The sequence below is a fragment of the Bacillus sp. ABP14 genome (assembly GCF_001831375.1).
In the GTDB taxonomy this organism is placed as follows: domain Bacteria; phylum Bacillota; class Bacilli; order Bacillales; family Bacillaceae_G; genus Bacillus_A; species Bacillus_A paranthracis.
On sequence record NZ_CP017016.1, the window covers coordinates 2,911,565 to 2,935,595 of the forward strand.

Consider the following 24,031-nt stretch of genomic DNA (forward strand, 5'->3'; position numbering starts at 1 on the left):
TCACCCTTTCGAAATTATATGATCAATCCCTAATCTAATTATAAAAATTGATCCTTTTCCTTCGGTTCTGTCCTCAAGCGTAACATCACCTTCTAGTTGTTCGACCATTTCTTTAACATACGATAGTCCGATGCCTGTCGATGGATTGCCTAAATCATCATATTTAGAAGTAAAACCAGGCTCAAAAATTGAATCTTTATATTTTGAAGAAATACCTGAACCGTTATCTCCTACTCGAAATTCAACAAAATGATGGTCTTTATTAATGTCAATTGTGATGATTCCCATGCCTTGGATAGCTTCTACAGCGTTTGTAACGATATTATTTATAATAGATAAGATTGTATAAATATGATAATGAGAATGCACACCATCAATTTTATACACAAATTGGATGTCTTTCTCTAGCAACCGTGCGTATTTCGTATTTGCTCGTATAATGATGTTTACCAGTTCATGTACAGACATATAATCTGTAAAACTTTCATCAGAAATTAGTTTTGAAAGTCCCGCAAAAATGCGTTGGTTATCCTTTTTAACGTCATGGACCTCGCCAGCAATTTGTAATGCCTGTTGCCTTAAATCCCCAAACTGAAAATCCATCTGTTTGTGCTCAAAGGAGTCTAAAGTTTTATATAAATCATAAGATTTTTTTGTTATATTCTCAGCATCTTGTAATGTTTTTTTTAAATGAATAGCATCTTCATATAAATTAGAGATGAGCATGAGCATGTGCTCATTTTGCTTCTTTATATGTCTCTCCCTTGATTGTGCTTCATACAATTTCATCATATTGAAAAAACTTAGAACTATAAAACTATGGGAACATGCGATAACAATGATCTCATTTATTGCCTCGGATGTGATTGATGTTTTTAATACGAAATATTGAATCATTAATTCGACACAGTCTGACAGTATTTCAATCATGCAACCAATCAAACCAATCATTAGTGGTTGATGATAAAAACGTTTGATTTTTGCTAAATGAAAGAGATACGAATACGTAAAATAAAAGAAAAAACTAGGATAGTGAGTATGAAAAGCGGCTAGCCAATCCATATTTCCCTTTATAATGACATCCATTGAGATACGAAATACTACCACGACTATCGCTGTTAAAAAACCCGGTAAAAATGCTGGAATTCGTCGAAACAATAACAAAAAAAAGAAAAATGTTGGTGCACCAAAGCTCATTCTAAATGTTTCATTTAAAGGAAATGACTTTATTTCACCTACTAAGGGTACTGTAAGTATCATTAAAACGAGAATATAGATGTCTTTTTTTACTAAATTACTAAGATTCAAAATAATCACTTCTCACTTTCGCCTAACAGTCAGTATACAAACCTATTTGCATTAATACAACACTTACTCTATTTTTTTGAAAAACTGATAAATAAGATATAAACGAAAGCATTATAGATTGTGAGTATTCATTACACTCTTCTACTTTAGAAAGATACTTTATAACTCAAAAATGTTCAGACACAATATAAGGTCTGAACACTTTTGGACTCGCTCTAACACCAAAATATCTGTGCTCCTTTTTAAAATATACTTAAATCCCATTCTTTTGCAATATGTTCTAACAACATAATTCCTGGTAAACTATTCCCATACTCATCAATGGCTGGTCCGTAAATACCAATACCACATCCATCTTGGAACGATAAATCCTTCCTAGATTTTGAGGGAACAAGTGTCATGATTCCGCCGGATACCCCACTCTTAGCTGGTAATCCAATGAAAGCAGCAAATTTTCCAGAAGCATTGTACATTCCACAAGTAAGCATTAAAGCTTTTGTTAACCTAGCTACTTCTTTAGGGAGCACTTGTTCTTTGCGAATAGGATGATATCCATCCTGTGCCAGTATAAGCCCTATTAAGGCAATATCTTCTGTATTTATTTCAATCGAACATTGTTTTAGGTAAACCTCTAGTGTCTCCTCCACATCTGATTCTAGAAAACCGTTCTCCTTTAAATAGTATGCTAATGCTCTATTACGATGAGCCGTTTCCCATTCTGATTGAAATACTATTTCATTAATAGCGGGACGCTTCTCTATCATTTTTTCAATTAATACGTATATAGATTCTAATTTTTCTTGCACCGATGTCCCTGGCAAAAGTGAAGCTATCGTAATCGCTCCAGCATTAATCATAGGATTAAAAGGTTTTCCTGGTTTATGTATCTCTAAACGAATAATTGAATTAAAGGCATCTCCAGTTGGCTCTACGTCAACTCGTTCTAATACATAAGAAATACCGCGACTTAAACAAGCGGCTATAAAACCGATTACTTTTGATATACTTTGTAATGTGAAAGGTACCTTCCAATCTCCTGATTTTATCATTGTTCCATCTGGCTTTACTATACAAATACCTAACTGCGATACATTTATTTCTCCCAGAGCGGGAATATAACTGGCGCTTCGTCCCTTAGTTGCATACGTTCGATAATGAGCTACCCATTGATCTAAGCAAACTTTTTCTTGACCTTCAATTTGAACGTTATAATCTTTTATCATTTAAAAATATTCCCCCGTACTATTAACTTGATATAAAATAATTTTTTCTTTAATATCATCGATACTATTTGCACTAGAACCAAGAAAAATATTCAGACATATTGCAGTCTGAATATTTTTCTTATTACACACTTTTCTTTTTTGAAGTTTTCTCATAACTATCCCAACATTCAATATTTTCAAGTCCTTTAATGTTTTCTTTATAAAAAATAGGATCTTTACCAGCTTTTTTCTGGTTTATATAATCTTGTAACGCCGCAAATGCTACTTTTGAAAGTAAGGTAATAGCAATTAAATTAATAATAACCATAAAGCCCATAAATAAATCCGCTAAATCCCATACAATTTGGATCTTTGCAACAGAACCAAATACAATCATAGCCAACACACTTATTCTGTATATCATTAACCACACTTTACTTGTATGTAAGAAACGAATATTTGTTTCACCATAATAATAGTTGCCAATTAACGCACCAAATCCAAATAAAAAAACAAAGATAGCAAGACAACCCGATGCCCAAGGACCGATGTGTTCACTTAATGCTGCTTGTGTAAGTGCAATACCATTTAATCCCGGTTGTTTATATGCATCAGACAGCAAAATAATAAAGGCAGTGCTAGTACAAATGATTAATGTATCCGTTAATACACCAAATGCTTGAATCAGTCCTTGTTTCACCGGATGGCTTGTTGTTGCTGTTGCGGCAACGTTTGGTGCACTTCCCATACCAGCTTCATTTGAGAATAAACCGCGTTTAACTCCATTCATAAGTGCTGCACCAATTGAACCACCTGCTATTTGTTTAAAACCAAATGCGTTTTGAACAATAAGAGAAAAAACTTCCGGCATTTTTGATATGTTGGTAACTACAACAAATAATGCAACTCCAATGTATAATACCGCTAAAAATACCACCTTGTATTCAGCCATTTTTGCAATACGTTGTACACCACCAAAAATAATCGCAGCGAAAGCAATAGCCATGATTATCCCAACTGTTAGACGATCTGTACCAAATGAGTTTTGAAAAGCGATTGTAACTGTATTTGATTGTACTGAATTGAATACAAGACCAAAAGTAATTGTAATTAGAATAGAGAATAATACCCCCATCCAACGTTTATTCAACCCTTTTTCCATATAATAGGATGGACCACCGCGGAAACCAGTTTTATCTTTTACTTTATATATCTGTGCTAATGTGCTTTCAACAAAACTGGATGCTGAGCTAATAATAGAAATAATCCACATCCAAAATACAGCTCCAGGACCCCCTAATGCAATCGCAATTGCAATTCCTGTAATATTCCCTGTTCCAACGCGGGCTGCCATACCAATACAAAACGCTTGAAAAGGAGAGATTTGATCTTTAGAACCACTTTTCCCCTCCATTAATACACGGACCATCTCTTTTAACATTCGAAACTGTACAAAATTCAATTTAAATGTAAAATAAATTCCGCAAATAACAAGCATAATAATTAACAATTTAGACCATAAAAAATCATTCGTTGATCCAACTAAATCTACAAAAAACCTTTCCATATTATCACTCCATACCAAAAATTTATCTATTATAATCTATATAAAATCACCTATATTCCCTGGCATAAATACTTCATTCATATTCAAATACAACAAGGATAAAAATTTCCTATACTAATAGGATTGGTCTGTTTAAGCAAACATTACAATATGCAACTGTAAAACTGAAATTTTGAAGAATTTCACGTTTATACACCCGGTGCTCTATCCCCTTCTGTAAAACTAATATTCTTATCCACTAATGTTGTACTATTATGTTTGTTTCGTTTACCGGTGATTTACATTTAAATCATAATCATCAATAGTGATTAACTGTTTTTTTGTTAATTTTCTCAAGAACATGGAAATATCTCCTTTCTCACTACTAATCTCAAAAATAGGCTAGGTAAAAAATTCACAGAAAAACTATGAAGCGCTTTCAATCTTCAACTAAGAGAAGCTTGTCTTTAATTTATAATCAAAAGTACAGAATGTTACGAAAAAGTACAGGTTTTTATAAAAACAAAAAAATATTTTAAGGTTTTTCATCTAAAAAACACTGAGGTTTTGTGAATTTTATACAGAATTCAAACGTCGCGGATTCCGTTCTACCTAACCTTTGACAAGCTTCAATTTTCTTCATAAAAACATGCATACTTTTTCTCTTTTAGAACTTCATATAAAGTATTTGAAATCAAGAATCAACAGGATATTATAAGAATATTTAAAAAATAAAACATTTAATTTATTTATGGTATCATACAAAAAACATTTGTTTTCTCAATTAATCCCCCTAGTTGGGTTCGTCTATATTGCACATATTTACAACATTAAAGACACTAAGAAAAAAAGGATTTTGTTGAAGGGATGAAACATTGCAAAACTCTTATTTAGGACCTTATGACATCCTCTTTTCTAGCAATATCGAGTTATCCCAAAAAACGTATATTTACTAACATAGATTACAGGTGGTGTATTGTGAAAGAAATAGTATTCGTTCAAAATAAAAAAAGACTCCTTATGAAATTCGAATTTTTAAAAAAGGATTTAGTACTTACCATTTCACTGATACTAGCAATTGTAAGCTGCTTAATACATTCGCCAAAGATCGAATATATTAACTTTGAAGTGTTAATTAGCTTATTTAATCTAATGGTGGCCATTAAGGCCTTGGAACAGCTAAAGATATTAGACAAACTTGCCGTTGCGATTTTAAATAAATGCAATAACAGCAGGTCAATATCTATTATTCTAATTTTGTTATGCTTTATTTGCTCCATGTTTGTAACAAATGATGTTGCTCTCCTCACTTTTGTACCAATAACACTTGTCATTAGTAAAAAAACACAAATGAACATGATGGATACAATCATCCTGCAGACAATTGCGGCAAACATCGGTAGTAGCTTGATGCCCATGGGAAACCCACAAAATTTATACCTATATTCTTACTATGGAATTAAGCTCATCCCATTTTTAGGTTCAATTCTGCTTTTAGCTGTACTTGGAATTAGTTTATTATTTATATTTACTCAAAAACTTCAAAAAACAGATTTGAAAATAGAACTACCTGTTATTACCGTGAAAAATCGAAAAAAAGCTACCGTCTGGATTTTGATACTTATCACTATCATTGCATCTATTTTTGGTGTCATTAATTATTACATTGCACTAATAGTCACATTGATAGCGGCATTTACGTTAGATAGAAAGTTACTATTTAAGATCGATTACTTTCTTCTAATAACCTTTATCTGTTTTTTTATTTTCATCGGAAACATTTCACATTCGGATGCACTGGAGACATTTGCTCGCGCTAATTTAAGAGGAGATTCTTCATTCTTCTTTAGTTCCATATTTTTGAGTCAATTGATTAGCAATTTTCCTACTTCAATTCTTCTATCAAACTTTACTTCTGATTGGAAAGCTTTATTACTAGGAGTAAATATTGGAGGGCTTGGAACAATTATAGCATCTTTAGCCAGTGTAATTTCCTATAAACTATTCACTCAAGCCAATGGTAAAGAGAGTAAAGCTTATTTAATTAAATTTAGCATTTACAACTTTTCATTTTTAATCATACTTACATGTATACAATACTTTATGTTTAAATTTCTAAAAATTTTTTAAAAAATTGATTACTTTAGAAAAACCCAAATATCTCAGCATTCAATTGAGAAATTTGGGTTTTAATATAGGTATGTTTAAAGAGATACAACAAAGTTACCATCAATTTAAGATTTTGAGATGTTCTCAAAGCGAAAATCTTTTAGCTTTTACGTTATTTATTAGATTTCAGCTTATTTTTTATGTACTCAGTTATATAATAAATGACTGAATTTATAGGGTAATAACTTTCAATTAACAATAGAAATATAACTTATTTCAATGTTATTTCATTTTTGAAGTCCTCTTCACAAAATCCTTAATGTCCCTCAATTTTTTTCCGCTAATATTATCTTTGATGGTTGAATCTAGTTCAATTTCTAATTTTGCAAATGCTGCTCCTACACAATTATAGATACTTGATCCAAAAGCAAGATGCCTTGCAGTACCACTAAATGCCTTTTTAATATCAATGTCAGGACGATAAACGTTGAATTTATCAGATCTTTCAATACGTTAGAGTCACAATTCGTTGCACCAATCATACAGTAGTATCCACATAACTAGTTACATTCTCCTTTTTTCTATTGTTAATATCTTCGTAATAAAAGCTGTTAAACAGCAAAAGTGCGAAGTCTTAAATTAGACTTCGCATCTTATACAAATTTACAATCCGTGACGATACCAACACAAATGCAATACTATATACATACTAATCACTCATTATATCTGTTGCCCTTTTAATTGGCCAATGTAACCCCTTAGCCATCTCTCATGATTGGTTTGATCGTTTCTATATACTTAATCCCCTCTATACTCATTTCAACCGATAATCTATTCCGATTGAAATTACAAATGACAAAATTTTTTCGTTTTTCCTTTTTGCCTACTTGCTAAATTCAGCAAGTAAAATATCTTTAAAAAATTCCGGATTATTAATGTTTAAACTGTTCGAATTGATAGCGAGTGTATGTTTACCTCCAAGTGTTCCACCAACAAAAGTGGAAAACCCTGGAACGGCCCCCCTGTGTCCCCATACCGAGACACCATTTGGAAGCTTAATTTCAAGTATTCCAAGACCATATCCAGTTCCCTCTCTTTCTGTAGGAACTGTAGCAAGCATTTGTTTTAATTGCTGTTCCTTCAGTAATTTGCCACCTAGTAAGTAAGAGAAGAATTTGTTTAAGTCGTCAGCAGTAGAAATCATATCTCCATCCGAGCTACCTGGGTTAATATAAGTAACGTCTTTTAGCTCACTTGCTCCGTCTAGTTGCAAATAGCCACGGGCATGCTTTGTGCCTGGAATCACGCTTGAATTGCCAGGTAGGAATGTATTTGACAAATCAAGCGGTTCAATAATGCGATTTTCAACCTCTTCCGCATAGCTGTTTCCAGTTACTTTTTCAATAAGGATCCCCAGTAATACGTATCCTGTGTTTGAATAAGACCACGCCTTTCCTGGAGCAAAGTCTGGGGGAAGAGAAATCCCCATCTTTACAAATTCTTCAGCTGTATACGATTTTTTTATATCCGTAATATCAAAATCTTTTGAATTTATATAGTCAGCAATACCACTTGTATGATTCAATATTTGCCGGATCGTAATCTGGTTACCATCATATCCATTTCCTTGAATGACACCAGGCAACCATTTTTCAATGGAGTCATCTAGATTCAAACGGTTCTCTCCAGATAATTGCAGTAGCACTGTTGCAATGAACGTTTTCGTTACACTGCCAATACGAAAGCGAAAATCTGCTTTCATTGGTTTCTTCGTTCTCAGATCCGCTACCCCAGCGGTATAACTCCAAGTTTTACCCCCCTTAGAAATTTGAGCGAGTATTCCCGGGTATCCAAGTTGCAGTTCATCTCGCATTGCTTTCTTAACGGAAGTACGATCGCTTTGCGTACTTGTTTGTAACGAACTAGATACATTTTGCGTAGATTCTGCTTTTACAACTGATGTTGGTGTTATGTATAACAGGGAACTTCCACCTATTAAAAGTGCTAGACTTGCACATGTAATTTTACTGCTTGTTTTCATAAAAATTCCTCTCTTCTATTAAAATTGTATAGATAGTTGATAGCAGTGTCATATACGAACCACACAGCTATCCATTCTTCCAATGATGAAAAGGCAACAATGGTACTCATTATTTTCACAAAACACTCTTGTTACTGATTGTTATATATAGGCCGTACTTATCCCCCCCCTTCACGCCTCCTCATATTTTTATCCTACACATTGAAAATCTCTTTTTCCTTACCTATCCCTTACAAATTCCTTACATTCGAAATTGTTTCTATCATGATAGGATTGAAGTAGCGTCTATGCCCGAAAGTGCAAAAAAACAACGATGTTTGTCGTTTCGGTGTTTTTTTTTACGTTTTAAATATTGAATATTCTTTTTACTTTTAACAAGTTAAATTCTTGGTTTTTTCTAATGTGATTATTCTTCTTGCTATATCACACAAATGAAATTGCACTGCACGAACTATTCCTAATGTTGTTAAAACCACTTGTTTCTATTTATACAAAAGTACAGATAAATTGAATACGCGTCCAATCACAAGTTGCTATTTTCTAAGCTCAAAGTTTACCTCTTCAATAAGTGGAAATAATAGAACTATAAAACTTTGGATGGAGGATTTATAGTGAAGAATAACGATAATTATGGTGGAAAATTACCACATAATGCTGAATCTTACTGGACGAGCAGTATTCATTTACCTGAATACCCTTCCTTAGAAAATGACATGCAGGTCGATGTTATTATTGTAGGAGGAGGAATTACTGGCATTACTTCTGCCTATCTTTTAGTAAATGAAGGTCTAAAAGTCGCTGTTATAGAGGCAGACAAATTATTAAATGGAACAACTGGACATACGACAGCTAAAATTACTGCTCAACATGATATGATTTATGACGAGCTTATCAGATATACCGGAAGAACTACCGCAAGATTGTATTACGAAGCAAACATCGATGCTTTAAAATTCATTCAAACCACAATTAATAAACATCAAATCGATTGCGATTTCACTCAACAAGATGCTTATCTGTATGCCACAACAGAAGAATATGCATATAAGTTAGAAAAAGAAGCAGAAGCTTATAAAGAGCTTCATATTGAAGGTGAGCTTGTAAACAAACTTCCTATTGATTTAAAAATACATAATGCACTTGTTATGAGAAATCAGGCACAATTCCATCCACTTAAATATTTAGCCCATCTTTCAAATATAATTACAGAAAAAGGTGGATACATCTTTGAAAATACCACAGCAGTAAATATAAAAACAGGCGAGCAACCTGTGGTTCTTACCCGTGGAGGAGCTCAAATTACAGGGAAGTATATTCTCTCTTGTTCCCATTTCCCTTTTTATGAAGGTGCAGGACTTTACTCTACAAGAATGCATGCAGACCGCTCTTATATAATCGCCGCTAAGACAAGAACAGATTATCCAGGTGGTATGTATATTAGTGTAGATGAACCGACACGTTCTCTCCGTTCCACAACAATTAATGGAGAAGAATTTATTCTTATCTCTGGAGAAAGTCATAAAACAGGACAGGGTGGAGAAACACTAAAGCATTATGAGGCCTTGGAAATATTTGGCCAACAAGTTTTTGGACTTGAAAGAATTGCATATCGTTGGTCAGCCCAAGATTTAATTACACTAGACAAAATTCCTTATATCGGTGAAATCACATCTGATCAAAAAAACATATTAATTGCCACTGGATACAGAAAATGGGGTATGACTAATGGAACTGCAGCTGCTCTTTTATTCCGAGATATCATATTAAAAGAAAAGAACAAATTTCGGGAATTATATACTCCCTCCCGTTTCCATATGAATCCAAGTTTAAAGAACTTCTTAGTCGAAAATGCCAATGTTGTTGGTCACTTAATTAAAGGAAAGTTAGAAATTCCACAAAAATGTATTCGTGATTTATCTAACGATGAAGGGGCTGTCGTTGATATTGATGGACATAGAAAAGGAGCTTATAAAGATGCAGAAGGTAAGCTTCATATTGTAGATACAACTTGTACCCATATTGGATGTGAAGTTGAATGGAACAATGGAGAACGTTCTTGGGATTGTCCGTGCCATGGTTCGCGATTCTCATATACAGGAGAAGTACTTGAAGGGCCTGCTGAGAAACCATTACAAAAATACGATTATAAAATGATAGATAACCTTACTTCAGAAGACTCTGGTTACTAATTAAATTTATGTAAGCCAAAACAGCTACATAGTATGTAGCTGTTTTGGCTTTTTTAACCTCGTATTGTCTGTAATCTCAAATCGAAATATAATCTGTTCTATTCCTATCAATTTAAGAAATATATTCTTCCCCAACATGAAAAATTGAGTTGAACTTCTAAAGATAACTATGAAAGGATGAAATTGAATTTACAATTAAAACCAACATACTCCCGTTTGAGGGTAACTCGGTTTTATTCGTTTGATGATGTTATAGTCATACTCCTAAAACTGACAACTTATAAGAGAATATCATTTTTCCCCTTCTATTCTAACTAACAAGTCGTGAAATTCGTTTCTTCTTCCATGAAATTCTATAATATCCATATTGCAAAAGTAAACTTGCAATAAATGCTGCTGGATATCCAATCCATATTCCTTTTATACCAAGATTTGTATGATAAGAAAGGTAATAAGCAACAGGGACTTCTACAAGCCATATTGATACGACACCGATAATAGTGGGCCATAATACAGTTCCACTTGCTCGCATTGTCGCACCAATAATTTGAGCATGACCGAAAATTAAGTAACTCCAAAGTGTAATCATCACCAAACTATGCGCAATTTCAACTGTATTCGTGTTCGTTAAGAATAACGATAAGATTTCTCTTGAAAACAAGTAAATAAAAGCAATTAATATACCACCAATTATATAATTCATAATAATTCCAGCACGAATAACTTCCTGTAATCGGTTAAATTGTTTCCCACCAATAGATTGCGCAGCAAAAATAGATACCGTAATTCCAAGGCTAACCGCAGGCATCTGAACATAACTTGCAACCTGGTTTACAACCCCATATGCAGCAGTCGCATCAGAACCGAAACGATTCACAAATGCGATTACCGCAATCTCAGATAACGAAACAAGAATCATATTAATACTCGCTGGAATTCCAAGGCGTAATAATAGTTTTAATAAATTCCAATCCATACGAAGATATTTCCGTACGGTCTCATCTAATTGCAGTGGATGATTCTTCTTCTTTAAATACATAAGCATAACAATAAATGTTACAACGGTCGAGATAACAGAAGCATAGGCAGCTCCGTACACACCAAGTTTGGGTATTCCTAGCCAACCAAAAATTAGAATAGGTAATAGAATTATATTTAAGACTGTACTAACAATTAAGAAATAAAACGGTGTCTTAGAATCTCCTGTACCTCGTATAAACGTTGTATAGGAGAAATATAGAAATAAAACTGGCATAGAAATAAATAAAATACGCGCATACTGCACACTCATATCAATTATATTCTCTGGCGTACCCATAAAACGCATAATTTTCAGAGCAAATACATTTCCCGCTATTGCCAAAATAACGCCTATTATAAAGGTAAATGTTAATGTCGTACCAACAATGGCTTTTAAACGATCTTCATTACGGGCTCCAAATGCCTGACCAATTAAAATCGAACTACCCGATCCAATCCCAATTACAAATGAAACAAGTAAAAAGAATAATGGAAAAAATGCTGAAATGGCAGCTAATTCATTCACACCAAGCCATCGTCCAACTACCACCATACCAAATAATTGTCCAACTGATTGTAATATGTTACTTAAAAGCAAGGGAACTAGAAACATAGACATTGATTTCCATATTGCTCTCTCTCCCTTTTCTTGATTTTTTAATTTTTCACTTTTTTGAATACTATCTATCGATGATTTCACATTTGATTTCCCCTTTTATTTGGAGGAATTATGTTATTCCGAGAATAATACGTTAAGAATAAAAAAAATTTTTAAATTAACGTTATTATCTTATCCATAGATTTCCCCCTACGTAATAATGATTTTTGAGAATTTGTTTATCTATTCATTCTTTCTACCATTTATCTCTTTCCCCCAAAATTTTGCTATAAACGAAATGAAGCTTTACCTTTATAAAACCTATCCTGATACTTCTTCTAAGCAATAGTAAACATCTTCCTTACCTCTTTAAGTTAACTCTTCAACATCTACAGCAGTTAAATTAATTTGCGTTGCATCATTTATTTTAATAAAGTTATTTATATTATTAAATGTAATAAACAATTAGGAAGCGAAATTGGTATAAAACATGTCTTTTGTTATGTTTTTAACATCGTGAATAATTAATATTAGACCCTTGTTGCTTTGTTTGTTAGAGCAACTAACATAGATTACTGTTTTCAGTTATGTTGTATATTTTTTTAAAGACTTGTCCAAAATATAACTAACCTGTTTTAGAACAAATTGGTTACCGAGTAGTTAGCTTTTGCTAACTACTTTTTATTATTAAATATGTTCTCATCAAAATGATGAATTTCTAACTATTAGCTCAGTTCTTTCTATACAGAAGAGTAGTTTGTACTTTTACTTAAAATTCCTTGAAAACTATTTGAGCATAGATTTTTCCCATTAAAAAAGGAGAGATTATAATCCCTCCTTCTAATCCATACTAATCCCTCCTTCTAATCCATACACTACATAATTAGCGAGTGAATCGACCATCAAGTTGTATATTGAAATTTTGTGCGATTTTATATTTCATTTGATCGATTGCACTTTCAGCATCACGAATTAATAATTCGTTACGGCTTCCACTATTATTGTTTGCTATTATTACATATACTCGTTAATCTCCATGTCCATACTATTTAGCGACGGTAGTCCATGCCATTCGGATTGACCTCCAGCACATGATAAATCTATTTTTCTAATTTATGTATATTATTCAACTAATTCTACCATTAATCTTCTGTGCTACCTGTAGATCTTTTGTTTTAAATCCACTATTTATAGCCCATCTATAAAATAGAAATGAAACAATTGAAATAAGTACCATATCCCATCCATAAGTTATAATATTTAACCCACCAAATTTTTCACTTCCAATGTACGATATACAAATCATAAATAATAAATACCCTACAATCCATAATCCAGCTAAAAAATTCTTCTTAAATCCAACCCATTTTGTTTTTAATTGATAATAAAAATATATAGGTAAGCCCATAAGTATAATAAACATTACTTCTCCTGTTAACGGCCACCTTGCCCAATATAATGTTAATGATGCAAAAATGAACCCTAAAGGTGCGATAATGTTTAATCCTCTTATATAGAAAGGACGATGAAAATTAGGTGCAGTTTTTCTCAGGGTCATTACTGTTATTGGTCCAGTAACATATGAAATTAATGTAGCTACTGAAATCACTTCAGCTAAAACACCCCATCCTTTAAATAAAAATAAAAAAACAAAACAAATCATTAAATTAAACATCATGGCAAATCTAGGCACACCATATATAGGATGTAATTTCCCAAAAACTTTAGGGAAATATCCATTCTTCTCCATTCCGTACAGCATGCGTGATGTGGTTGCCATATAAGTAGTACCTGTACCAGAAGGGGATACAAAAGCATCTAAATATAATACAATAACTAACCAATTAATATTTAGTGCTATTGCTAAATCAGCAAATGGTGAATTGAAATTTAAATTCGACCATCCATTAATTATCATATCGGGATTTACAGCGCCGATAAAAGCAATTTGTAATAATACATATATTATAGTTGAAATTAAAATGGATCCTACAACTGCCCGAGGAATGGATTTCCCTGGGTTCTTTGCTTCACCAGCCATATTAATTGGACTCTGAAAACCATTGAATGCAAAAATAACACCGGATGTTGCCATAGCAGTTAATACATTTGACCAATTAGATACATGAAAGTCCTGATGACTAGTAAAGTTTTCTCCATGAAATCCAACGAATAGCAATGCACCAATTGTAAGACCAGGAATTATGATTTTAAATATAGTAATTAGAGAATTTACTTTTGCAAATAGACTAACAGTCCAATAGTTTAAAAAGAAATATATAATAATAAGTAAAGAAGCAGCTGCAAGACCTTTTGAAGTCAACATCCCATTGTCTACTAAATCCTTAGCCCAACTTGCCCACTCCCAAGGCCATGAACTCATATATTGTATTGAGGCTATAGCTTCAACTGGAATAACTGAGACGATAGCTATCCAATTAGCCCATGCAGCAATAAATCCTACGAAATCTCCATGTGAGTATTGGGTATATTTTACCATTCCGCCAGCCTCCGGAATCATGGCTCCTAACTCGCTATATGGTAAGGCAATAAATAATATTACAATCATTCCTAAGAGCCAAGAAAAGATAGCGGCCCCTCCTGATATTTTAGCAGCCTTCCATGCACCAAATAACCAGCCAGACCCTAAAATCGAACCAATCCCAGTCATTGTGAGTGCAAAGGTTCCTAGCTTGCGTTTCATATTTTTCATTTTTCACACGCCCCTCGTTTACAAAATAAATAGGATTTTTTTATTTATTAACCATTTATTCATGTATACTAGCCCCCTTTTTATTTAAAGTAAGAATACAAGTTTTATAGACTCATTCACCATAAAATTTGCTGTAATTTGAAACCATAACATTCATCTCCAATCAACTCTTTATATTGTATGTATACCCTTTATAATTCTCTCTAAACCTGAAATTTTTAACTATATTTGTTACGGAAAAACATCATATCTAGTATGCCTCTATATTAAGAATATTTTAGTTCTAATAGACGAAATTTCATCTTGTCTATGGTCTTAATTTGATAGGCGATACTACTCCCAGATGCACTCAAGTTAGATAAAAACCGAAGGAAACTATTATAGAAATTTCTACATTTCTTTCGAAACATATCGCTCCCTTCTTACCAAAAACTCAACTCTAATTTAGTGAATTGTTTAAGTGTATTGGGATAAATCTTCGGCAAATAATGACAACCCTTGTTTTTTATGCATATTCATAAAAAGCACGTCACCCTTTCTCATTAATTAAGAAAATGGTAACGTGCTTTTAATCCCAAGAATAGTCCATGATGGATGTGTGGCGGTACTCCATTGCTATCGAACAAAACAATGATAGTTGCGAACGAATTAGCAACTATACGAATTTCATCACTTATTACAAAAAACAAACTTAATTACGTCTGCTAGAATAACCCTTCCTTGATGGTTAATTCCCATTCCTACAACAAAATGACTCTTTAAATGGTAGACCTAATATTTTATTATATTGGTCCTAATCATCCCATAATTTCTTCAGCTTTTCAGTTTTCCATACTATAGTAAATTTCTAATCCCTGAGGATTTCCTCTTAGAACCCTCCCTCTCGTTTTATATAAGTGTTAAGAAACTGTTGATTGTGGAATATTTAAAATTTCGATCATTTAGATTACATTTAATGGGTCTTTTCTGCTTACTTCATTTTTTTCGGCATTCTGCATCTAGGCGGTATACCTATTAGCCACGGTAAAACTCTATTTCAAATCAAACAAATAGATTACCTGCACACGAAAAAGTATAGTGCACAGGTAATCTATTTGTTTTTGAGATTAATAAAAAACTAATTTATCTTTTGAATTCTTCCATCAATAATAGACTGAATTGGTTCTTTTGATTTTTTTATATAATCTACTAATGCTTCAAAATCAGTTGGTCCTGTTTCAGCATCTTTACCGTTTTTAAAGGATACAAATCCATCTCCACCTGAAGCTAGAAATGCGTTAGCAACGACGCTGTAAGTTTTAGAAGGAATCATTTCTTCTCCATTTGTTAAGCGAATACTTGTTACTTTTTCTCCATTAGGTTTGTTTGCATCCCAAGTGTATTGGATCCCTGAAATTTGAAGCATTCTTGTTATGTCTTTTTGCCATTGTTGATTTAAAATATCACGAATGTCTTGGCCTGTTAAATTTACTTTTATTAATTGATTTCCGAATGGTTGAATACCATATATCTCTCCCCATGTAATATCACCAGCATCTAAGTCATTACGAATACCACCAGGATTCATAAGTGCAATTTGAGATTGCATTGTTGCACGCTGAGCATCAGCAACTAAATTCCCAAGAGTAGATTCACCAGCCATATTTAGTTTGCGATCTAGTGGAGCAATAGACTTACCTACAACTTCATTAACAAGAGGTGCGATTTTTGCTTGATATTTCTCCATCTTTTTCTTTATTTTTTTATCAGGTTCCATGCCTTCATGGTAAGTTGTAACAATTTCTGCTTTTTTCTCAACAATATCTTGTGTTTTACGATCAATCTTTACATCAACATCAGCAAAAGCCATACCGTAAGAATTTGCTTGTACGACAAGTTTATTATTAACAGTTCCATTTACATAAGTGTGGCTATGCCCACCAAAAATAACATCGACTTCTGGATCAGTCTCATTTGCTAATCGGACGATATCACCATTTGTTACGCCGTTCCCATCTGTTGTCCCCCCGTTATGTGCAAGAACAACGATAGATTTAACGCCTAGTTTTTTTAATTGCTTTACGGATTTGTTAATAGCTTCAACTTCATCTGTAATTTCTACATTCTTTAGCATAGTAGGCATAACAAGGTTAGGCACATCCGTTGTTACGACTCCGATAAATCCAACAGGAACTCCTTGTACCTTTTTTATAGTGAATGGTGGTAAAAATAAACGACCAGTGGATTTATTATAGAAATTTGCGGCAACATATGGGAATTTTGCACCTTTAAATTTCCCTGTTTTCTCATGGTATCCACCATAAATAAGGCGGTTCATTTCTTCAACACCTTCATCAAATTCATGATTTCCTATAGTTCCAACATCGAATTTTAAATCATTTAGAAATTCAATGGTAGGTTCGTCTTGTAATAATGCTGAAACAGGAGTACTTGCTCCAACAACATCGCCAGCATGTACTTTTAATGTATTCGGATTTTGTTTTTCACGATCACGTAAATAAGCCCCTAAGTATTCGATTCCCCCTGCATCTTTATTGTTAATTTTTTTTACTGTGTCTAATTGCCCATGAAAATCGTTAATACCGAGCATTTGTACATCTATGTAGCGGTTTGGTTCTGTATTTGCTTGGGCTGAAGGCACAGCGAATACACTAGTAAAAGTAACTGTACTTAATGCTAAAGCAACTGGAATGATTTTTTTCAACATAAAATTTCTCTCCCCTAATTAAAATCTTACATAATACAATGTTATTTTAATATATTAAGAGGGTTATTTCTATAAAAATTCTACTAATTACAAAAATTAATAAGATTTTATCGTTTTCTGACAAAATATTTCTTTGTTTTGAGGATTATTCAAAATATTATCTTGATAGTAATATAGCAATCCACCTAAGAGACAAAAAAACTCTAATCCATAATTTTTAGCCGTTAAGAAAAATATTCAACTCGAAACTAATAGAGATTTATCAACCTAACATTTCAATATCAATATTTAAAAATGAGTAGAAATTTCGTTATAGAAGATTTCGATTCTTTAAATTAATTACAGTGGTCCACTACGCCGCATTTAAAAAGATGCTCCTGGATTTATCCAAGAGCATCTTTTATAAAGCTTTATTTTTTACTTGTTTATCAATTATCTTATGATATTTAATACCCCTCATATTTTTAAACAAAACTACTTAGTAATCGTATGAAAGGCTGCCTAACCATTTGTACGGCACCTCTAAGTATACTATTGTGCTTATGTCTAATTAATAAGGATCTGATTCATGGCTTTTCTTCACTGCATCTTTTGTTGCTTCGTTTGCAGCTAATGAACCTTGACCATATTTTGATTTACTTACTTCGCGGCCCGGAAGTTTGTTTTCCGTTTTAGCTTCTTTCATTTTCTTTTCAATACCTTCTTTAACACGACGGCCATAATCTTCATCAGCTTGTGTGAAGTGTTCAATCATCGCATTCTGAATTCTTTTGTCACATACTGCAAGTGCTTCAGATAGATTTTTAACCAATTCATTTCTTTCCCACTCCTCAAAACTACGATACGTGTGACCTGCTTGACCATAATTGTTAGGACGATCGATTGGTGCACTCATAGCAGCCGCATTGTAAGTTGGTTGGTGTGGATGGTGCTTTTCTTGTTTTGCATCTTTATAACCACCCAGCATAGATGGCTCATAGTTAATATGCGGATTTTCTCCAGACTCTTTCGGATTACGCATATCCATTTGACCACGATGTTGATTTGTACGGACAGGTGCTTTAGGTGCATTAACAGGTAATTGTAGATAGTTTGCACCAACGCGATAACGTTGCGTATCTGAATAAGAGAAAGTACGACCTTGTAGCATTTTATCGTCTGAGAAGTCCATGCCATCAACAAGTACTCCTGTACCAAAAGCAGCTTGTTCAATGTCTGAATGGTAATCAACTGGATTACGATCAAGGACCATACGTCCTACTGGTAACCAGGGGAACTGCTCCTCTGGCCAAAGCTTCGTATCATCAAGAGGATCAAAATCGAGTTCTGGATGATAATCATCCTCCATAATTTGTACAAATAGCTCCCACTCTGGATAATCTTTGCGCTCAATTGCTTCATATAAATCTTGTGTTGCATGACTAACATTCATTGCTTGAATACTGTTTGCATCTTCTTGTGTTAAATTTCGAATTCCCTGCTTCGGCTCCCAGTGATATTTCACCAATACCGCTTCGCCTTTTTCATTTACCCATTTATAAGTGTTTACACCAGATCCCTGCATATGGCGATATGTTGCTGGAATACCCCATGGAGAAAATAAAAATGTAATCATATGCGTTGCCTCCGGGGTACGAGAAACAAAATCAAACATTCTCTGAGGATTCGCCACATTCGAAACCGGATCAACCTTAAACGCATGAATCATATCTGGGAACTTCATCGCATCACGAATAAAGAAAATTTTTAAATTATTCCCTACTAAATCCCAGTTACCATCTTCCGTATACATTTTCACTGCAAAACCTCGTGGATCCCTTGCTGTTTCTGGTGAGTCCTTAGCTCCAGCTACTGTAGAAAAACGAACCATTAACGGTGTTTTTTTGCCAGCCCCCGAAAACACTTTCGCACGAGTATATTTTTCTACCGGCTCATCTCCAACTTTTCCATACGTTTCAAAATACCCAAATGCTCCAGCTCCTCGCGCATGTACTACACGTTCTGGAACCTCTTCTCGATCAAAATGAGAAATTTTTTCGATGAAATGATAATTTTCAAGTGTTGCTGGACCACGATTCCCAATTGTTCGGATATTTTGATTATCCTTCACAGGGTGCCCCTGTCGCGTTGTCAATGTCTCACGTTTCACGTCTTGTTCATCTAGAGAATTCATGTCCTGGTTTTCTTCCATAATTGAAAACCTCCTCAAAATTATTCACCTTTAGGTATTTCCATTTATTAGGAAAAATATGATAGAATTGCAAATTATTTATAATGTATCAATTAACAATGATATAGTTGTAATTAGTACTTTAAAAATAATAGGAGTGCTTCATTAAATTCTTTAGCATGCGTTGCATTTAGCCCATGTGGCCCCCCCTTTATTCACGCTACTTTAGAATTAGGAATTGCTTCATTTGTTAATTTCCCACTATATTCAAATGGTACAGTTGCATCTGAATCACCATGAATAACAAGGGTAGGTATATTAATCTTGGCTAAATCGCCTCTGAAGTCTGTTTTGCTGAAAGCAGCGATATCTCTATTGTAAAATCGAAATGATACTATCCCAATTAATAAATATTACTAACTATATATCTAGATTAATATCTGTCATATTTTTTATATACAAGATTAATTAGATTTAAAAAAAGATTTCTTTTTCTTTACTCGTAATAAATCACCTGTCCACCCTTTGAATCGCATATACATATACATACCTCCTGTTGTGAAAATAATAAATAAGAGAGCAATTAAATAACTATATTTCCATTCTAGTTCAGGCATATATTTAAAATTCATCCCCCACAATGCTCCTAAGGCCGTCAAAGGCGTACTTACAGCAGTTAATACAGTAAGAGCTTTCATAATCTCATTCCCACGATGTGAAGAAACAACTTCTTGTAAATGAATCATCGTGTCCAATTCTTCTTGGTACTCTTTAACAAGTTGTAATCCACGCTCTAATTTTACGTGTGTTTGTTTATAACAAAGGGTGTTTGTTAAGTTTTCTAACCAAGCTTCCTCCAAGCCTTGTAACACTTCTTGTATTAAGCGAAACACATGTGTATTCATAAATAATTCATGACGAATATGATAAATTCTTTCTAAAACTGCTATGTTATTATGATGATAAAAATCCCATAATACATTTCTAAAATTGTTTTCGAAATAGTCAACCTTTCGCAAGTAGTGAGATATAAAGATTGATAAGATAGCACATAATCCTTCAGCGGAACTATTACAATTTTTTACACTAAAAGAGGAATTATGTATTAATTTTTGGAAATCCTCTTCCTCTTTTTCCTGGACCGTTATCAGTATTCCATGAGCTACGAAATAATGAAGAAATTTTTGAATTTTGGCGTCCTTTTTATCTTGATCATATAAAAACGAACCATATACACAAGTTTGATTTGGTGATAACGTATAAACATATAATCCATTTTCACAAGGAGAACTTATTTTTTTTACAAATTGAGAGAAATAAGGTGTTACATCACGAGGGATGATAGAAGAAGGTTTTTCAAGTTCACTGGTTTTCACATGATACCAATCCCATTTCGGCATTTTTATGCATTCCATATTATTCTTCCTTTCTGAATAGTTTTATGTTTCATTGAATAGTATCCGTAATATGAAATTTATATGTAGGTATTCATGTCTTGGAGGAAAAGTTTTTAGATCCTCTACATTACAAACTAAATGGCATAGGAGGTCTTCTTCTGTTACAAGGAAGACCCCCTATATATTAGTTATTTGTATTCTCAATTTTAAACAGTTCCTCTATACAAGCACTTTTTATCTTTTCTTATTTATATGTGGCACGTCTATTCAACGAACTCCATTTCGGTCGTTATTATAATTTAGATTCATATACAGATTGATTGGTGATGTCGTCAAATACTTGACTTCCAATCATATAGTACCCATGAAGTGCAGCCTCTTTCGAAGCGTCTACCATACGGAAAGAAGAAATTTCACCTTGCATTTTTTCAATTCGTTTTTTGTGGAGATCTACTATTCCTCCTGTCCAAATAATAGTGTCATACTGGTCTAACTTAAATTGTTCTTGTAATACACACATAACGTCTTGGAAGTGTGTATCCAACTCTTTTTGAATCAAAGTATGAACCTGACTTGCCTGAGGATTTTCTTCTCGACCTCCATATCCTTTTTCTAATATGTTTGGCATGTCGTTAATATGCAAGTGACCACTTTCCCCCGCATGATTCTGCACGATATTCTTAATGTTTTTCAAAGGCTTGCTACATCCTAGTTCCGTCTCATAATGATTTAAAATGACATTCTGTTTCATATCTGTCATTTCTAATGTACGAAATCCGCCATCAATAATTAAGATACGATCTCGTTCCTGAATGATTCCCTCTTTTAAGAAATAAGCATGTAAAGCGACCGGTTGCTGAAGAATCAAAGCATTTTCCACCGTAATATGAATAAATTTGCCATCAATTTGTACGGAAGTTTCTTTTTTTAGTGCACGTTGTAATTGCTCATGCTGACTACCAAAATAAGTGACAGGAAGCCCGGTAACAACTAAAGGTAACACGACATTTTCTTTATAATCCTTTGCAATGCAACCAAATATTTGTTGTTTAAACTGTTCGCTTTCATAATAATTTTCTATTTCTTCTTCAAATGGAGGAAGAAATGAAGCATCAGATTGATGCGCTTCATTTCCCATGTAGTATGCAAAGTCTAAGTCTATAAAACTTACCTTTGTTAAATCTTCACTTTCATCATGATTAGGTACAGGGGCTAGTGTGGAAGCTTCACTCTTAACCGTCACCTCAGAATCTTCACCCTGTCGATATGCTCGCTTAGTAAAGCCGATTCCTACATCAATTGCATACAAAGATTTCATACTTTTTTCCTCACTTTCTATTTTTAGAATTAAATCTAAGCACTCTCTTCTTTCCCTTCTTTCACATATTTCTTTTCATTTTTCGTTTTTTCCCCGTCTATTTCCTTACTATTTTCATTTTTTTCGTAATCCTTTTCATCTTTTTTCTTTTTATTATTTTCGTTTTCTGTTAAATCTTTAATGGTAGAAATAACAACTGGTGTGGCTGTAAGCAGTTGTGGTAATGTTTGTTTTGCAACATTAGCTGCAGTTACAGAGAATTGTTTACTTGTCTCAGTTACCTTCTCTAATGTTTCCTTTATGTTTCCTTCTTGTAGTTTGTCTTTTACGTTTTTTCCTGTTGTTTGTATAGCTTTCCGATTTTCTTTTTTTAATAGGGAGACTATCACTCCGGTCGTAATCCCAATCACAGCATATTTAAATATTGTATGTTTCATTTTTCTCACCCTTCTCTACTTTTAATTTCTTCCATGCTACAACCTAAAATAATTACCTTACCTATTGCAATCTATTAGAGAGAATGATAGTTTTGCGGCTGCCTATCACTCGCTGTTAGTGTTTCATCTGTTACTAGGAGTAAAATTCTCCCTTGATCTAGTTTTTCTTCATATAAGTTAGCTTCCTCCTTCGACACCCCCATTTCTTCCATTTGATTTCGGAGCTCGTCCCCTTTTTTGGAGAAAAAGTTGATAATACTTGTGCCTAATCCTTGTTCTTTTACTCCAATCGTATTTGTGTTTGTATCATCCGCAATCTTTTTTGTTAGATGTTTTTCATGTGTTAAGACGTAAATGTCATCTTGGTGAATCCCTTGCAATTCTAGCTCTTTTACTTTCATAACTACTTCCTGTTCATTTTCATATTCATAAACCACCGGTTTTCTTTCATTCTTATGCATTGGATTTTTCCTCCTTTAGATTTTTTATTTTTTTATTTAGTTGTTATGTAATATGTAATACACCTATTTTAAAGATGTTAAACCTAAATTTTCAAAAAATTTTATGTAATAGGTTATTAATGTTTTTGAATATCCAAGCACTGTCATGAGAACTTTGCTTTCATAAAAGTGTTACAAATAACGATTTGTTTGGAAGGCAAGCCCATTGTTTTATAGAAAATTTCTATTTAGAAAAAGTCACAAAAGGAATACAAGATACTTTTTCGTTAATTAAATCAAAATAAAAAAACAGGTTATTTGGCTATTCATTCCGTAAGCTTAATACTCAAGTTAATCTTTTTCACACTGTTAAACTTTATTAAGAAAACCTTAAGGAATTTCCCTCTATATTTATAAGAATTTTTTTCTATACTGAATCATGTAAATGAACAAGAGGAGAAATGCTTATGAAGAAATTTATACTTTGCATACTAGGAATAGGCCTACCTATATACATACTACCTTTCATATTACGAGGGGATTTGGATAGATTTAATCCGATTGCTGAAGAAAAAAATGTATACGCCATTGCGAAGGGATATGGTGTTCCAGATTATCATCATAAAGGACGAGCTGTGTACTCACTAAAAGGTGTTGATGAATTAAGCAATGAAACAGAATATACAGTTGGAACGAACACACCTAATGATTTTATAAGAAAAACTTACTTGAAAATTCATGTAAAAGGAAAGTATGTGTATTCTTACGATATTATCGCTGAAGAGGATATTCCAGAGAAAATAAGAGGGAAATTGAAGATAGAAGTTAAATAA

General features: G+C 33.3%; 15 protein-coding genes and 4 pseudogenes. 3 read left to right on the forward strand and 16 right to left on the reverse strand.

All coding sequences use genetic code 11. The annotated features are described in order from the left end of the window. The 3 genes from BGI23_RS15130 to BGI23_RS15140 all read right to left on the reverse strand — a co-directional run bounded on the left by BGI23_RS15130 (position 1) and on the right by BGI23_RS15140 (position 4,080). Positions 1-1,317 (reverse strand): ATP-binding protein, encoded by a 1,317-nt coding sequence (locus BGI23_RS15130; RefSeq protein ID WP_070806437.1) that lies wholly within the window; start codon positions 1,315-1,317, stop codon positions 1-3. 233 nt (positions 1,318-1,550) lie between these two features. After that, positions 1,551-2,531: a glutaminase GlsA gene (glsA, locus tag BGI23_RS15135; RefSeq protein WP_070806438.1), complete on the reverse strand. Its 981-nt coding sequence runs from the start codon at positions 2,529-2,531 to the stop codon at positions 1,551-1,553. Positions 2,532-2,655: 124 nt separating this feature from the next. Further along, the gene (locus tag BGI23_RS15140) at positions 2,656-4,080 is read right to left on the reverse strand and encodes an alanine/glycine:cation symporter family protein (RefSeq protein WP_070806439.1); all 1,425 of its coding nucleotides are present in this window, start codon (positions 4,078-4,080) and stop codon (positions 2,656-2,658) included. Between the two features lie 957 nt (positions 4,081-5,037). Here BGI23_RS15140 and BGI23_RS15145 point away from each other — a divergent pair. Beyond that, positions 5,038-6,189 carry an SLC13 family permease gene (locus tag BGI23_RS15145; RefSeq protein WP_070806440.1) on the forward strand — a complete coding sequence of 384 codons (1,152 nt, stop codon included), beginning with the start codon at positions 5,038-5,040 and terminating at the stop codon, positions 6,187-6,189. A gap of 261 nt (positions 6,190-6,450) precedes the next feature. Here BGI23_RS15145 and BGI23_RS15150 read toward each other — a convergent pair. Together BGI23_RS15150 and BGI23_RS15155 are read right to left on the reverse strand one after the other, a co-directional pair. Further along, positions 6,451-6,710, reverse strand: a pseudogene (locus BGI23_RS15150) (cytochrome P450). Between the two features lie 341 nt (positions 6,711-7,051). Continuing rightward, a complete protein-coding gene (locus BGI23_RS15155) occupies positions 7,052-8,209 on the reverse strand; it encodes a serine hydrolase domain-containing protein (protein WP_070806441.1) in 1,158 nt (385 codons plus the stop codon). Between the two features lie 611 nt (positions 8,210-8,820). Here BGI23_RS15155 and BGI23_RS15160 point away from each other — a divergent pair. Continuing rightward, positions 8,821-10,398: an FAD-dependent oxidoreductase gene (locus BGI23_RS15160; protein WP_070806442.1), complete on the forward strand. Its 1,578-nt coding sequence runs from the start codon at positions 8,821-8,823 to the stop codon at positions 10,396-10,398. A gap of 310 nt (positions 10,399-10,708) precedes the next feature. On the opposite strand, the gene BGI23_RS15165 is transcribed toward BGI23_RS15160, so the two are convergent. The 11 genes and pseudogenes from BGI23_RS15165 to BGI23_RS15205 all read right to left on the reverse strand — a co-directional run bounded on the left by BGI23_RS15165 (position 10,709) and on the right by BGI23_RS15205 (position 23,219). After that, on the reverse strand, positions 10,709-12,037 hold the full coding sequence (locus BGI23_RS15165; protein WP_255369091.1) for an MATE family efflux transporter: 1,329 nt from the start codon (positions 12,035-12,037) through the stop codon (positions 10,709-10,711). A gap of 883 nt (positions 12,038-12,920) precedes the next feature. Then, positions 12,921-13,028, reverse strand: a pseudogene (locus BGI23_RS27560) (small, acid-soluble spore protein, alpha/beta type); the annotation flags it as partial. A gap of 114 nt (positions 13,029-13,142) precedes the next feature. Then, on the reverse strand, positions 13,143-14,729 hold the full coding sequence (locus tag BGI23_RS15170; protein WP_070806444.1) for a glutamate/serine transporter AimA: 1,587 nt from the start codon (positions 14,727-14,729) through the stop codon (positions 13,143-13,145). Positions 14,730-15,550: 821 nt separating this feature from the next. Beyond that, positions 15,551-15,670 (reverse strand): annotated as a pseudogene (locus BGI23_RS28720) (transcriptional regulator); the annotation flags it as partial. A gap of 176 nt (positions 15,671-15,846) precedes the next feature. Continuing rightward, complete coding sequence (locus BGI23_RS15180) at positions 15,847-17,436, reverse strand: bifunctional metallophosphatase/5'-nucleotidase (protein ID WP_070806445.1); 1,590 nt, start codon at positions 17,434-17,436, stop codon at positions 15,847-15,849. A gap of 550 nt (positions 17,437-17,986) precedes the next feature. Continuing rightward, entirely contained in the window at positions 17,987-19,627 is a 1,641-nt protein-coding gene (locus BGI23_RS15185) for a catalase (protein WP_000392241.1), read from the reverse strand. Positions 19,628-19,740: 113 nt separating this feature from the next. Beyond that, positions 19,741-19,995 (reverse strand): annotated as a pseudogene (locus BGI23_RS27565) (alpha/beta fold hydrolase); the annotation flags it as partial. A gap of 75 nt (positions 19,996-20,070) precedes the next feature. Beyond that, positions 20,071-21,021 carry a magnesium transporter CorA family protein gene (locus BGI23_RS15190; RefSeq protein WP_070806446.1) on the reverse strand — a complete coding sequence of 317 codons (951 nt, stop codon included), beginning with the start codon at positions 21,019-21,021 and terminating at the stop codon, positions 20,071-20,073. Between the two features lie 274 nt (positions 21,022-21,295). Next, on the reverse strand, positions 21,296-22,321 hold the full coding sequence (locus tag BGI23_RS15195; protein WP_070806447.1) for a ParM/StbA family protein: 1,026 nt from the start codon (positions 22,319-22,321) through the stop codon (positions 21,296-21,298). A 35-nt stretch (positions 22,322-22,356) separates the two neighbouring features. After that, complete coding sequence (locus BGI23_RS15200) at positions 22,357-22,758, reverse strand: hypothetical protein (protein ID WP_000683223.1); 402 nt, start codon at positions 22,756-22,758, stop codon at positions 22,357-22,359. Between the two features lie 74 nt (positions 22,759-22,832). Then, positions 22,833-23,219: a YflT domain-containing protein gene (locus BGI23_RS15205; protein WP_070806448.1), complete on the reverse strand. Its 387-nt coding sequence runs from the start codon at positions 23,217-23,219 to the stop codon at positions 22,833-22,835. Between the two features lie 446 nt (positions 23,220-23,665). On the opposite strand from BGI23_RS15205, the gene BGI23_RS15210 reads away from it, so the two are divergent. Next, positions 23,666-24,031, forward strand: coding sequence for a YxeA family protein (locus BGI23_RS15210; protein ID WP_070806449.1), 366 nt, complete (start codon positions 23,666-23,668; stop codon positions 24,029-24,031).

Bases quoted from the DNA above. Each gene is read 5' to 3' on its own strand.
- glsA (WP_070806438.1), bottom strand. From the start codon at position 2,531: ATGATAAAAGATTATAACGTTCAAATTGAAGGTCAAGAAAAAGTTTGC.
- BGI23_RS15140 (WP_070806439.1), bottom strand. From the start codon at position 4,080: ATGGAAAGGTTTTTTGTAGATTTAGTTGGATCAACGAATGATTTTTTA.
- BGI23_RS15155 (WP_070806441.1), bottom strand. From the start codon at position 8,209: ATGAAAACAAGCAGTAAAATTACATGTGCAAGTCTAGCACTTTTAATA.
- BGI23_RS15165 (WP_255369091.1), bottom strand. From the start codon at position 12,037: ATGTCTATGTTTCTAGTTCCCTTGCTTTTAAGTAACATATTACAATCA.
- BGI23_RS15170 (WP_070806444.1), bottom strand. From the start codon at position 14,729: ATGAAAAATATGAAACGCAAGCTAGGAACCTTTGCACTCACAATGACT.
- BGI23_RS15180 (WP_070806445.1), bottom strand. From the start codon at position 17,436: ATGTTGAAAAAAATCATTCCAGTTGCTTTAGCATTAAGTACAGTTACT.
- BGI23_RS15185 (WP_000392241.1), bottom strand. From the start codon at position 19,627: ATGGAAGAAAACCAGGACATGAATTCTCTAGATGAACAAGACGTGAAA.
- BGI23_RS15190 (WP_070806446.1), bottom strand. From the start codon at position 21,021: ATGGAATGCATAAAAATGCCGAAATGGGATTGGTATCATGTGAAAACC.
- BGI23_RS15195 (WP_070806447.1), bottom strand. From the start codon at position 22,321: ATGAAATCTTTGTATGCAATTGATGTAGGAATCGGCTTTACTAAGCGA.
- BGI23_RS15200 (WP_000683223.1), bottom strand. From the start codon at position 22,758: ATGAAACATACAATATTTAAATATGCTGTGATTGGGATTACGACCGGA.
- BGI23_RS15205 (WP_070806448.1), bottom strand. From the start codon at position 23,219: ATGCATAAGAATGAAAGAAAACCGGTGGTTTATGAATATGAAAATGAA.
- BGI23_RS15210 (WP_070806449.1), top strand. From the start codon at position 23,666: ATGAAGAAATTTATACTTTGCATACTAGGAATAGGCCTACCTATATAC.